We start from the raw sequence: 12422 nt of genomic DNA, 5'->3' as shown, positions 1-12422 counted from the left end.
GACAACGGGAAGGACCTCCCATGTCCGCAACGGCAGCCGGAACCGTCAACGCCGCCATCGAGACCGTCACCGCCCGCCGGATCATCGACAGCCGGGGCAACCCCACGGTCGAGGTCGACGTCGTCCTGGCGGACGGATCACTGGGGCGCGCGGCCGTCCCCTCCGGCGCCTCCACCGGAGCCCGGGAAGCCGTAGAACTGCGCGACGGAGACTCCGCGCGCTGGCACGGCAAGGGCGTCGACCGCGCGGTGGCCCACGTCAACGGAGAGATCGCGGCGGCCGTGCGCGGCCGGGACGCGGCGGACCAGACGGGTCTCGACGCCGCCCTCGTCGCCCTCGACGGCACCGCCACGAAGTCCCGGCTCGGCGCCAACGCCGTCCTCGGCGTCTCCCTCGCCGCCGCCAAGGCCGCCGCGGCGGCCCACCGCCAGCCCCTCTACCGCTACCTCGGCGGCGCCGGCGCCCACCTCCTGCCGCTGCCGATGATGAACATCGTCAACGGCGGCGCCCACGCCGACAATCCGCTGGACTTCCAGGAGTTCATGATCGTGCCCGTGGGCGCGGACACCTTCGCCGAGGCCGTCCGCATGGGCAGCGAGGTCTTCCACACCCTGCGCCGCGACCTGTTGGCCGCCGGGCACTCCACAGGCGTCGGCGACGAAGGCGGCTTCGCGCCCTCACTGCGTACCGCCGAGGAGGCGCTCGACTTCGTGATGGCCGCCATCGAGCGCACCGGCTACCGCCCCGGCACGGACATCGGCCTGGTCATGGACCCGGCGTCGTCGGAGTTCTTCCGCGACGGGGTGTACGACTACGCGGGCGAGGGAGTGCGGCGCACCCCCTCCGAGAACGCCGACTACCTGGCCAAGCTCATCGACGCCTACCCGATCGTCTCCATCGAGGACCCGATGGCGGAGAACGACCTGGACGGCTGGCGCGAGCTGACCGCCCGCGTCGGCGACCGCTGCCAGCTCACCGGCGACGACGTGTTCTGCACCAACGAGACACTGCTGCGCGAGGGCATCCGCACCGGCGTCGGCAACTCGGTCCTCGTCAAGGTCAATCAGATCGGCACCCTCACCGAAGCCCTCACCACAGTGGCCACGGCCCACCAAGCGGGCTGGACCGCCGTCATGTCGCACCGCTCGGGCGAGACGGAGGACACCACCATCGCAGACCTGGCGGTGGCCACCGGCTGCGGCCAGATCAAGACCGGCTCCCTCTCCCGCTCCGACCGCACGGCCAAGTACAACCAACTCATCCGGATCGAAGAGGAGCTGGGCGACTCGGCGCGCTACGCGGGCCGCGACGCCCTGCGGCGGGTGTGAGCGGCCGAAGGAGATAGACACTCAGCGGGCCCCCGATCGCGGTCGGGGCCCGCTCGTACGACATGAAGGTGTCAGCGGTCGGCGCCGCATGAGGTGTCAGCGATCAGCCGGGCAGCCTGATCTCACCTCTGGTGCGCGAAGCGGTCGAGGGCCTGGAGCACGTGGGTGAGTGTCGTGTCGGTGCCCAGATGACCGGCGTCACCGACGACGGTCAGTTCCGCGTCGGGCCACGCGCGGGCGAGTTCCCACGCGGTGTCGAGTGGTCCGCCCATGTCGAGCCTGCCGTGGACCAGCACCCCCGGGATGCCGACGAGGCGGTGCGCGTCGCGCAGCAGCGCGCCCTCCTCCAGCCACGCCCCGTGGGAGAAGTAGTGCGCGCAGATGCGGACCAGGGCCAGTTTCGCGGTCGGGGGACGGTCGCCGTACGGGTTGGAGGTGCCGTTCGTCTCCCCGGACAGGACCGCGTCCTCCCAGCGGCACCAGTCGGCGGTGGCCTGCTCCCGTACCGCGGCGTCCGGGTGTTCGGTGAGGCGCGCGTAGGCCGCGACGATGTCACCGTCCCGCGGTGTGCCCGGGGCCCCGGCGAGGAAGCGTTCCCACTGCTCGGGGAAGAACCGGCCGACCCCTCGGTAGAGCCAGTCGGTCTCGGAGCGCCGGGTGGTGGTGACGGCGGCGATGACGATCTGCGACACCCGCTCCGGGTGCGTCTCGGCGTAGGCCAGGATCAGCGTGGAGCCCCACGAGCCGCCGAACAGCAGCCAGCGGTCGATGCCCAGGTGCTCCCGCAGCCGCTCCATGTCGGCGATCAGGTGCTGGGTGGTGTTGTGCCGCATGTCGGTGGTGGGGTCGCTCGCGTGCGGTGTGCTGCGGCCGCAGCCGCGCTGGTCGAACAGGACCACCCGGTACCGGTCCGGGTCGAAGTACCGGCGCACCCCGGCCCCGCAGCCGGATCCCGGGCCGCCGTGAACGACGAGCGCCGGCTTGCCGTCGGGGTTTCCGCAGGCCTCCCAGTACACGAGGTTGCCGTCGCCGACGTCGAGCATGCCCTTCTCGTACGGCTCGATCGGCGGGTACAGCTCACCCATTTCCAGACCTCCTCAGAGCCGGCCCCCACAGGGACAAGACCTTCTAGTAGACAACACGGCGGGCTGAACCCGGAGACGCGCCCGAGGGCCCTTGAAGCAGCCCCCAGGCACGCACGGCGGTGGCCCAGCCGTGCAGGAACGTGCCCGACAGCTTGCTGCACTCTCCGGAGGTGGCCGGAGGGCCGACGCGTCGTCAAGCTGGTCGCGTAGCCACGCCGGGTGACATCGCATGGCACGTGAATTCACCACCCGAACCCTTCGGAACTCCTCGGACGGCGCGCGCAATTCCAGGCGTATGCGCCGGGTCCGCAGGCGATCCGGGTCCGCAGGTGATCCGGGTTCGCAGGTGATCCGGGTTCGCAGGTGATCCGGGTTCGCAGGTGATCCAGGATCGCAGGCGGTCCGAACCGATCCGATCCGGCTCTGAAAACAGCAGCAACGGAGGCAGATGCCATGTCAGTCCCGCGAGTTCCCGTACTCATTGTCGGAGGCGCCTACACCGGGCTCACCACCGCTCTGAGCCTTGCCGCACGCGGTGTGCGCCCGCTGCTGGTGGAGCGCCGCCCTGGCGCTTCCACGCTGCCGAAGGCATGGGGGCTCAACACGCGTTCTCAGGAACTGCTCAACACGCTGCCCGGTGTGGCGCAGCGCATCCGCACCGCCCTCGGGGACGCGCAGTGGCCCCGCATCAGCCACGGCACGTCGATCGCCGATCCCGAGCGGCGCTACCTCGACCCGCTGAAGGGCCTGCCCGACCCGCAGGAGCTCTCGTCGGTGCCGCCGCTGGCGTGGATATCCCAGGCCCAGGTCGAGGAGATCCTGCGCACGAGCGCCGAGGAGGCCGGAGCGGAGGTACGGCTCGGCACCGAGATGGTCTCCTTCGTGCAGGACGACGAGAAGGTCACCGCGACGCTGCGGGACGTGTCCACCGGCCGTGAGCACGTGGTCGAGGCGGACTACATGGTGGCGGCCGACGGGAACACGAGCCCGGTCCGGGAGCTGCTCGGCATCCCCGTCGAAGGCAGCGGAGTCATCGGCCACATGTACATCCTCACGTTCGAGGCCGATCTGACGCGGTACGTGGAGAAGGGCGCGGTCGAGGTCATCGGGATGCCCGGCAGCGGTTCCAGCTTCATCCTGGACGGCTCCGAGCGGCACACCCTGTGGGTCGACTACTTCCCCGAACGGGGCGAGACGCCGGAGGACTTCACCGAGGCCCGCTGCCTGGAGCGGATCCGGCACGCGATCGGCGACCCCGAGATCGACGTCGCCTTCGTCAACGCCCGCTTCTTCGCCATCAACCACAAGATGGCCGAGCGCTTCCGCGAGGGCCGCGTCTTCCTCGCCGGAGACGCCGCGCACGCCTGCCCGCCCAACGGGGGCCAGGGCGGCAACCTCGCCATCCAGGACGCCTACGACCTGTCCTGGCGGCTCGCGCTGGTCCTCACCGGGCAGGCCGGGCCCGGCCTGCTGAACACGTACGAGACCGAGCGGCGCCCCCTCGTCAACATCACTCTGGAGCGCGAGGTCGAGCTGGCGAAGATCTCTGAGGGCCGGGTGCCCGCCAGTTACAACCCGGCCGACCCCGACGCGCCCATCCCCATGGCCAAGGAGTTCCTGGGCTTCCGGTGCCACTCCGCCGCGGTCCGCACGGAGGCCGACGACGACGGCAGCCTTCAGGAGGACCCGTGGCACCCCACCGGGCGGCCCGGGGGGCGGGCTCCGCACGTCGTCCTCACCGACGGCCCGCGGACGTTCTCCACCCACGAGCTGTTCGGCCGCGGTTTCGTGCTCCTGGCGGGGGACGAAGGCCCGGAGTGGGTCACCGCCGCCGAGGAGGTCGGCCGCCGACTCGGTGTCACCCTGGCCGCGTACCGGCTCGGCGATCGCTTCGTCGACGGCGACCGCACCTGGTGCGACCGCTACGGGGTCGCACCGACCGGCGCCACACTGATCCGGCCCGACGCCGTCGTGGCCTGGCGCGGCAAGGAGGCCGTCGCCGATCCGGAGGGTGAGCTCACGACGGCCCTCACCGCCGTGCTCGCACGCTGAGCACGGAGCTGAGCACCGACCGAGCGCCGAGCCGGACGCTGAGCCAGGCGTTGCCGCACCCGTGGAATCGCTTCCGGATGCGGCAACGCACCACTCTCCCGCGTTCAGCCGACCGGGGCACCGACCGCGCCACCGGCACCGGCACCGGCACCGGCCGTGATGCCCCGTCAGGTCACGCCGTGTTGGCCACGGGCCTCTCCGGGTCGGACACGAGCATGTGGTCGCGAATGATCCAGCCGGCCTGGAACCGGCTCTGCGCTCCCAGGTCGCCGAACATCTCCGCGATGTACTTCCGGCAGGTGCGCACACCGATGCCCAGGCGCCGGGCCACCACTTCGTCCTTGTAACCGGCGGCGAGCAGCTGAACGATCGCGGTCTTCGTCTCCTGGGTCAGCCACTCCGGGATCCGGTTGTTGCCGCCCGTCCCCTGGAAGGCCACGCTCGTCGCCCAGGCGCTCACCACCGTGTGCAGGATGAACTCCACTAAGGCCTCGTGCTTCACCATGTGCGCCTTGCCCGCTTCCTCGCCGTCCAGCAGGAAGACGACCGAGCGGTCGAAGGCGATCAGCGCGGGCAGGGACGCGGCGGTGGTCCGGACCTCGCCTCCCGACGCCGAGATCCGTGCGACGCAGTCGCGCACCTCCGCGTCGTAGCGGGACAGGTGCGGGAGCAGCACGCGCACGCTGACATCCGGTCCCAGTGGTCCGGCGTCCGCGCAGAGCGCGTTCTGTGCCAGAGCCGGGGCGCCCCGCCCCAAGGACTGCACGGCGAACGCCTCTTCGGCGCACCGTGCAGCGCAGTCCTCGAGCGCGGCACGGATGTCGGACGCGCCCTCGATCGTGACGACGGGGCTGGGGCCGCCGCCTTCCGTGCCGTCGGCGCACAGGCCGGAGAGCGCGTTGAGCTGCTCGCGGAGGCCGTCCAACTGCGCCTGCCAGGCGTCGATGACGCCCGAGAGGGGCCTGGCGTACTGGCGCCTGACCGTTTCCGGGTGTACGGCGATCCAGTCGTCGCAGCCTTCGAGGCGGGATCGCGCCAGTTTCATCCTGCCGAGTCTGGACAGCACGCGCGCCGCCTGTGCCTGCCCCCAGCCCAGACCCCTCGCCAGTTTGTCGAGGGTGGATCCGCCGGTCGTGACGAGGAACTGATAGGCCGCCAGATCCTCATCACCCATCAGCGGAACGAGCTGGGCGATATCCACAGTCTTCCCCCTACTTCTCCGGCACGACTATGGATCAAGAATAAACACGGAGCCATTGATGGACGCAAGTTCAATTTCTTGACGCCGGTTCAAGTTTCCGTCAGGGCGCATAAGGGGTGAAGGCTCCTAAAGCATTCGCCTTTCTCTGCCCGGGCCCAAGGCTTCGTCAAAAGTCGACGATGCGTAGGTGAAAAATAGTCGCGAGTGTATTTTTGAACCCCGTTTGTGACGATCATCTGTGTCGCTGCCCGTGCCGTGAAGCTTGGAGTCGCGCATGCGTACAGAACCGTCGGACACGCCCTCCGTCGCGATAGTCGGCATGGGGTGCCGGTTACCGGGGATCGAGAGTGTCGATGACCTGTGGGACGTGCTCGAAGCCAACGCCGACACCGTGACCCCGGTCCCCGCCGACCGCTTCGACCTGGACGATCGGTACGACTCCACCCCCATGACCCGCGGCCGCACCGTGTCGCGGCACGGCGGCTTCCTCAGCGAACCCTTCGGCTTCGACGCGGCGTTCTTCGGCATCTCGCCCGTGGAGGCCCGCGCCATGGATCCGCAGCAGCGGCTGCTGCTGCACGTGGTGTGGGAGGCCCTGGAGTCGGCCGGGATACGCCCCTCCGGGCTCGCGGGCAGCCGCGGCGGCGTGTTCGTCGGGCAGGCGACGTCGGAGTACGCGGAGACCGACCCCCGGCCGCACGACCCCGACGTCCGCAGCCTGGTGGGGAGCCGACTGCGCGCCGTCACCGCCGGGCGCGTGTCCTACGCCCTCGACCTGCGCGGCCCGAGCGTCGTCCTGGACACCGCGTGCTCCTCGTCCCTTGTCGCCGTGCACGCGGCCCGCCAGAGCCTGCTCACCGGCGAGAGCGACCTGTGCGTCGCCGCGGGCGTCAACCTCATCCTGTCTCCGCACGACTTCGTGGCCTACTCCCAGGGCGACATGCTCTCCCCCGAAGGCCACTGCCGGTTCGGCGACGCCCGCGCGAACGGATTCGTACGCAGTGAAGGCGTGGGCGCGGTGGTGCTCAAGCGACTGGACGACGCGCTCCGGGACGGTGACCCCGTACGCGCGGTACTGCTCGGCAGCGCGACCACCAACGACGGTGCGGCGAGCGGACTCCTGCTCCACCCCGCCGTGGCGGGCCAGGCCGCCATGGTCCGCGAGGCCTGCCGCAGCGCCGGCATCGAACCCGCGGAACTCGACTACGTAGAAGCGCACGGCACCGGAACGCGCGTCGGGGACGGGGTGGAGCTCCAGGCGCTCGCCGATGCGGTCGGCCCGGGGCGGCGGGCGGACCGGCCGCTCCTCACCGGATCGGTCAAGACCAACCTCGGTCACACCGAGGCCACGGCGGGCATGGCCGGTCTCATCAAGGCCGTGCTCATGCTGCGGCACGGGGTCGTACCGGCGTCGCTGCACCTCGACGAGGCGCACCCCCTGCTCGCGCAAGAGGGCTTCCCGGTCCGCGTGGTGACGCGCAATCAGCCCTTGGAACCGGCCGGCGGCCGCGCCCTGCTCGGGGTCAGCTCCTTCGGCCTGTCCGGTACGAACGCCCATCTGGTCGTCGGCGCCCATGTCCCCGAGGCCGAGCCCGACCTCCCCTCCCCCGCCACCGGGGCCGGGCCCTGCCTGCTGGTGCTCAGCGCGCGCACGTCCGGCTCCCTCCGTCGCCTGGCGGAGAAGTACGCGGCCTACCTGGGCCCTTCGGGGCCCGGGCGCCGTCACCGCCTCGCCGACGTCTGCGCCGCCGCGGCCGCGCGGCGCGACGCCCACCCCCACCGGCTGTGGGTCGTGGGCCACGACCACGAGACCCTGTCGCGGCGCCTTTCCGCCCTCGCCGCGGGCGAGACGATCCCCGACGGCGGTACGGCGGAGGCGGGCCTGTCGGGCGACAAGCGCGTCGTGTTCGCCTTCTCCGGGCAGGGCTCGCAGTGGGCGGGCATGACCCGCTCCCTGTACCGCTCCTCGCCCGCCTTCCGGACCGCCCTCGACGCGTGCGACCAAGCCGTGGCCGGGGAACTCGGCTGGTCGGTCCTGGATCGGCTCGCGTCCGACGACGACTTCCCCGAGGACGTGAGCGTCGTTCAGCCCGTCCTGTGGGCCGTGCAGGTGGCACTCGCCGCCGCCTGGCGCGAGCGCGGCGTGACACCGGACCTGTGCGTCGGGCACAGCATGGGAGAGGTCGCTGCGGCCCACGTCGTCGGCGCCTTGTCGCTCGCCGACGCGGCCGCGGTGATCTGCAGACGCAGCCGCCTGATGCAGCGCACGGCGGGCCGGGGCGCCATGCTCGTCGTCGAACTGTCGGCGGCCCGGGCCCGGCAGTACGCCGAGGCCCACGAGGGGGCGGTGTGCGTGGCGGCCGAGAACTCCCCCACCACCACCGTGCTCGCGGGTGACCCGCAGGCCCTCGCACACCTCCGGGCCGAACTGGAGGAGCACGGCGTCCTGTGCCGCTCGGTGAAGGTGAACGTGGCCTCGCACTCGCCGCAGATGGACTCCCTGCGCGACGACCTCCTGCAGGAACTGGCCGGACTCTCCCCCGTGCGCGGCACGACCGGCATGGTCTCCACCGTGCACGGCTGCGAGGTCAAGGGCCCGGAGCTGACGGCCGTCTACTGGATGGACAACCTGCGCCGCCCCGTGCAGTTCGCCGGCACTGTACGAGAGGTGGCCCTCGCCACGGAGAGCGTCTTCGTCGAACTCAGCCCGCATCCGGTTCTCGTCGCCCCCATGAACGACACCCTGGGCGACGACCACGGTGACCTCGCGGTGGCCTCCCTGCACGCGGGCCAGGACGAACCCACCGAACTGGCCCGGGCCGCCGGACGGATCTTCGCCGTCGGCGGGCGGGTGGACTGGCGGCGGTGGTACGGCGGAGACCCGCGGCACGTGCCGTCGCTGCCCACCTACGCCTGGGACGTGGTGCAGTTCCGGCGCGATGCGGCCGAAGCCGCCCACTGGTCCGGGGCCTCCCGGGTCCGGCGGATCGACCTCGCGGAATGGGCCGGGAGCACCGGCCGGGGCGACGGCGCGGCGCTCCACGGAGCCGCGCCCGTGCCGCCCGTCGTCCATCTCACGGCGATGCTCGAAACCGCCCGAGAGGCCGACCCCACCCGGCAGTTCGCGCTGCGGGACGTGCGGCTCGGCGACACCCACGTACCCCTCGGAGCGGCCGGTGACACGACCCTCCGGGTGACCCTGGACGGCCACCGGGGGGAAGCCGGAGAAGCCCGCACCGTCACGGCGCAGGCCTCGCTCCGGGGCGCCTCCGACCCCGTGTTCTGCGCCTGGGGACGGGTCGTCGGGGCGGACGCCGACGACAGCGGTCCGTCGGCTTCGGACGCCCTCGACGCCGCGCTCGCACGCTGCCGGGAGTACCTGGGTGCGCAGGACCTCCAGCGACTCGCGCAGCGCCACGACCCCGAGTCCGGAGCGTCGTTCCGGGACGTGGAGCAGCTGTGGCGGCGCGACGGTGAGGCCGTGGCCCGTGTCCGGCTGACGCGGCCGCTGTCCCGCGCCGACTGGGAGGCGGGCCTCCAGCCGCTCCTGGCGGCCCGGCCGGGGGCCGTCTCGGGCGACGACGTCGCGTACGTCCCCGTGTCCTTCGACTCGGTGCGGTTCTTCGCGGAACTGGAGCCGGACTTCTGGAGCCTGGTCGACGTGCGGCCCGAGGACGGTGGGGCCTCGCTGCGGGCCGACGCCGTCCTGATCGCGCCGGACCGCCGCGTCCTGGCGCGGTTCTCCGGGATCCGTCTGCGGCGGCTCGCGCGGCCGTCCCGGGCGAGCGGGCCCCTGGCGCACGTGCCCGCGCTCGTCTCAGCCCTCGCCGGGCAGTGCGCGACGTCGTTCGCGGGCCTGGCCGAGAAGGTCACGGGCCCCTTCGGCGGCGGCTTCCTCACCGGCCTCCTGCGCTCCGTCGCATCACCTCCCGCCGACCGGGAGCGGGAGTCGGCTCCGGCGCGAACCGCCGTTCCCGAGACATCCCTGAAGCAGACCGCGGCACTGCCTCCCGAGCGGGGAGTCGCCTCGGAGGCGCTTCTTGAGCACGCCGCGGCGTTGTTGGGCATGGCGGCGTCGGACATCGACGAGCGGCGGTCGTTGCGGGAACTGGGGCTCGACTCCCTCATGGCCTCCCAGCTCCGTCAGCGCCTGCGCCGCGGTCCCGGCCTGGAGGTCACCGCCGGGCGTCTGTTGGGGCCGGAGAGCGTCGCGAGCCTGGCCAAGAGCCTTGCTCCGCACGGCGCGCCGCCGCGTTTCGGCCAGCCGTGGCAGCAGGAGCCGTAGCAAAACTTGCACTTCAGTATAAAAATATGCGCCAGATGCGATAGCTTGGCAGTGGCCCGAGCGTCCCGCGGACGCCGACGGGCCAACTGGGTTCGGGGGTCCCCTTGCCGTCGGCTCACGCCGTTCGGGCCTCGCGAGCTCACCCCACACAGGAAGGGACGGAATGGACTCGACTGCGACAACGCCGCCGGTCAGCCGCCGGGAACGCAACAAGCAGCGAGTCCGGGAGCGCCTGTACTCGGCTGCGGTCGAGCTCATCGTGGAGAAGGGGTACGACCACACCTCCATCGACGAGATCGCCGAGCGGGCCGACGTGGCGCGCGGAACGTTCTTCAACTACTTCCAGCGCAAGGAAGACATCATCGGTGCCTGGGGAGACAGGAGGCGTGCCGCACTCGTGACGGGTCTCGACGCCAGCAACGTGTTCACCCCCAGTTCGATCGCCCAGCTCCAGGAGTGCATGGCGGTCCTGGTCCGCATCAACCAGGAGGAGCCGCGCCTCACCACCGCCATGCTCACCGCATGGGTGAAGGCGGGGCGGCCGATCCTTGAGGATCCGCACGTCGCGGAGGTGTTCGCCAAGATCGTCGAGAGCGGGGTGCGCCAGGGCGAGCTGAGCCCGGACATGTCCCCGATCGGCGTCGGCAACGTACTGCGCGATGTCTACCTCGGAGCCCTGTACCGATGGGCCCACAACCCGTCGTACGAAACCGAACCGCTGGCCGAGGAGCTGCAGCAGATCCTGCAGCTCCTCCTCAAGGGCATGACCACGAAGGCCACGCACTAGAACGTCGTGGCGCACAGCGGACGAGGCTCCCGGGCTGTTCGTTCGAGAGGTGTCACTCACCTCTCGACCCGTCAGTCGGGGAGCCTCGTCCGTTCAGGAGGCGATCACGCGCCCCCGGTGCCGTCGTGGGCCGCGAGTCGTGTGCTGCGAGGGGTCAGGGCGCGCCGAGCGTGGCGATGTCGATGACATAGCGGTAGCGGACGCCGGACAGGTTCTCCCAGGCCTCGGGGACCCGGTCGGCGGAGATCGTCTCGATCTCCGATGTGATGCCGTGCTTCGCGCAGAAGTCGAGCATGTCCTGGGTCTCCCGCATGCCGCCGATGGACGACCCCGCGATGCTGCGCCGGGCGCTCAGGAGGGAGAACACGTTGTACGAGGCGACCGGGTCGCCCGGTGCGCCCACGTTGACGAGGGTGCCTCCGAGACCGAGCAGATCCAGATAGGCGTCCACGTCGAGCAGGGCGGGCACGGTGTTGACGAGCAGGTCGAAGTGGCCTGCGAGCCCGGCGAGTTCCGCGCGCTCGCGAGTGTCCACGAACCGTGCGGCGCCGAACCTCAGCGCGTCGTCCTTCTTCTCCGGCGACCGGCCGAGGAGCGTGACCTCGGCCCCCATGGCCGCGGCGATCTTCACCCCGAGATGCCCGAGACCGCCCATGCCGAGGACGCCGACGTTCATGCCGGGGCCCGCCTGCCATCGGCACAGGGGTGAGTAGACGGTGACGCCCGCACACAACAGCGGGGCCGCACCGGCGAGTTCGAGTTCGTCGGGGATGCGCACGACGAAGCGGTCCGCGACGACGATGGACCGGCTGTAGCCGCCGAGCGTCACCGTCCCGTCGCGGTCACGGGCCGAGTACGTCTTGACGAAACCCTCGGTGCAGTACTGCTCCTCGCCCGACGTGCAAGGGGCACACTGCCCGCAGGAATTCACCATGCAGCCCACGCCCACCCGGTCCCCCGCCGAGAACTCGGTGACGGCGGCGCCGACCTCCGCAACCACTCCGGTGATCTCATGGCCGGGTACGAGGGGGAAGAGCGTTGCGCCCCAGTCGTCGTGGCCGAAGTGCAGGTCGGTGTGGCAGATGCCGCAGAAGCCGATGTCGATGCGGACGTCGTTGTCGCGCAGCGGGCGCCGCTCGATGGTGGTCGGCGTGAACGGCGCTCCCTTGGCGGGCAGCGAAAGCGCGAGGGTGCTGGGCATGGGTGATCCTGTTTCCCTTGGCTCAAAGAGGACGGGCGGACCGCCGCTGCGTCGTTCCTCAATTCGTCTGCGTCATCTGACTCCGCTGCTTCGTCTGCGTCGACGTGTCAGCCGGGTGTTCTCAGCGAATTGACCGGATGGAAAGGCGGGCAGTGTCGTCCTCCACCGGAACGACCCAGTCGAGCGATCACATGGCAACCCCGGAAACCAGCGTGCCTTTCGGTGCGAGCGGTCCGCCACCACCGCCTCGTGCAGCAAGCTGTGGTGCAGCTTGCTGCACGTCTCCGCACCCGGGCGTCCGGGCTAGGATCGTGACGGCTCGGCCGGGGAACGGCGACAAGTCTGTCCGGGACAACGTCTAAGGAGCACCGTTGAGTTCGATGGGCAGGTTGCGCTGGCTGACGGCGGGGGAGTCGCATGGCCCCGCACTCGTGGCGACGCTGGAGGGGCTTCCCGCCGGTGTGCCGATCACCACGGAGATGG

Annotated in this window: 8 protein-coding genes; 5 read left to right on the top strand and 3 right to left on the bottom strand. The window is 71.1% G+C overall.

Annotated features, from left to right (window positions below; genetic code table 11):
- The first annotated feature begins 20 nt into the window (after positions 1-20).
- Positions 21-1328, top strand: coding sequence for a phosphopyruvate hydratase (gene eno, locus IG74_RS0137855; protein WP_030686772.1), 1308 nt, complete (start codon positions 21-23; stop codon positions 1326-1328).
- A gap of 122 nt (positions 1329-1450) precedes the next feature.
- Here eno and pip read toward each other — a convergent pair whose 3' ends face one another.
- Positions 1451-2413 carry a prolyl aminopeptidase gene (gene pip, locus IG74_RS0137850; protein ID WP_030686771.1) on the bottom strand — a complete coding sequence of 321 codons (963 nt, stop codon included), beginning with the start codon at positions 2411-2413 and terminating at the stop codon, positions 1451-1453.
- A 453-nt stretch (positions 2414-2866) separates the two neighbouring features.
- On the opposite strand from pip, the gene IG74_RS0137845 reads away from it, so the two are divergent.
- Entirely contained in the window at positions 2867-4465 is a 1599-nt protein-coding gene (locus tag IG74_RS0137845) for an FAD-dependent monooxygenase (RefSeq protein ID WP_030686768.1), read from the top strand.
- 172 nt (positions 4466-4637) lie between these two features.
- On the opposite strand, the gene IG74_RS48285 is transcribed toward IG74_RS0137845, so the two are convergent.
- Positions 4638-5639 (bottom strand): hypothetical protein, encoded by a 1002-nt coding sequence (locus IG74_RS48285; protein ID WP_051856233.1) that lies wholly within the window; start codon positions 5637-5639, stop codon positions 4638-4640.
- 301 nt (positions 5640-5940) lie between these two features.
- Between IG74_RS48285 and IG74_RS0137835 the strand changes: the two genes are divergently transcribed.
- Positions 5941-9951, top strand: a complete 4011-nt coding sequence (locus IG74_RS0137835) for a type I polyketide synthase (RefSeq protein WP_078869404.1) — start codon at positions 5941-5943, stop codon at positions 9949-9951.
- A gap of 163 nt (positions 9952-10114) precedes the next feature.
- The gene (locus IG74_RS0137830) at positions 10115-10738 is read left to right on the top strand and encodes a TetR/AcrR family transcriptional regulator (protein ID WP_030686762.1); all 624 of its coding nucleotides are present in this window, start codon (positions 10115-10117) and stop codon (positions 10736-10738) included.
- Positions 10739-10892: 154 nt separating this feature from the next.
- Here the strand turns inward: IG74_RS0137830 and IG74_RS0137825 are convergent, their stop codons facing one another.
- On the bottom strand, positions 10893-11939 hold the full coding sequence (locus IG74_RS0137825) for an NAD(P)-dependent alcohol dehydrogenase (protein ID WP_030686760.1): 1047 nt from the start codon (positions 11937-11939) through the stop codon (positions 10893-10895).
- Between the two features lie 380 nt (positions 11940-12319).
- Between IG74_RS0137825 and IG74_RS51430 the strand changes: the two genes are divergently transcribed.
- Positions 12320-12422: chorismate synthase (locus IG74_RS51430; protein ID WP_158857922.1), on the top strand; the 103-nt coding region annotated here is incomplete at its 3' end.

Source organism: Streptomyces sp. NRRL B-1347, assembly GCF_000720325.1.
Classification (GTDB): Bacteria; Actinomycetota; Actinomycetes; order Streptomycetales; family Streptomycetaceae; genus Streptomyces.
Note: the sequence above shows the minus strand (reverse complement) of the source record. Positions and strands in the feature narration are given on the sequence as shown.

Coding starts and splice junctions, on each gene's coding strand:
- eno (WP_030686772.1), top strand. CDS start 21: ATGTCCGCAACGGCAGCCGGAACCGTCAACGCCGCCATCGAGACCGTC.
- IG74_RS0137830 (WP_030686762.1), top strand. CDS start 10,115: ATGGACTCGACTGCGACAACGCCGCCGGTCAGCCGCCGGGAACGCAAC.
- pip (WP_030686771.1), bottom strand. CDS start 2,413: ATGGGTGAGCTGTACCCGCCGATCGAGCCGTACGAGAAGGGCATGCTC.
- IG74_RS0137825 (WP_030686760.1), bottom strand. CDS start 11,939: ATGCCCAGCACCCTCGCGCTTTCGCTGCCCGCCAAGGGAGCGCCGTTC.
- IG74_RS0137835 (WP_078869404.1), top strand. CDS start 5,941: ATGCGTACAGAACCGTCGGACACGCCCTCCGTCGCGATAGTCGGCATG.
- IG74_RS0137845 (WP_030686768.1), top strand. CDS start 2,867: ATGTCAGTCCCGCGAGTTCCCGTACTCATTGTCGGAGGCGCCTACACC.
- IG74_RS48285 (WP_051856233.1), bottom strand. CDS start 5,639: ATGGGTGATGAGGATCTGGCGGCCTATCAGTTCCTCGTCACGACCGGC.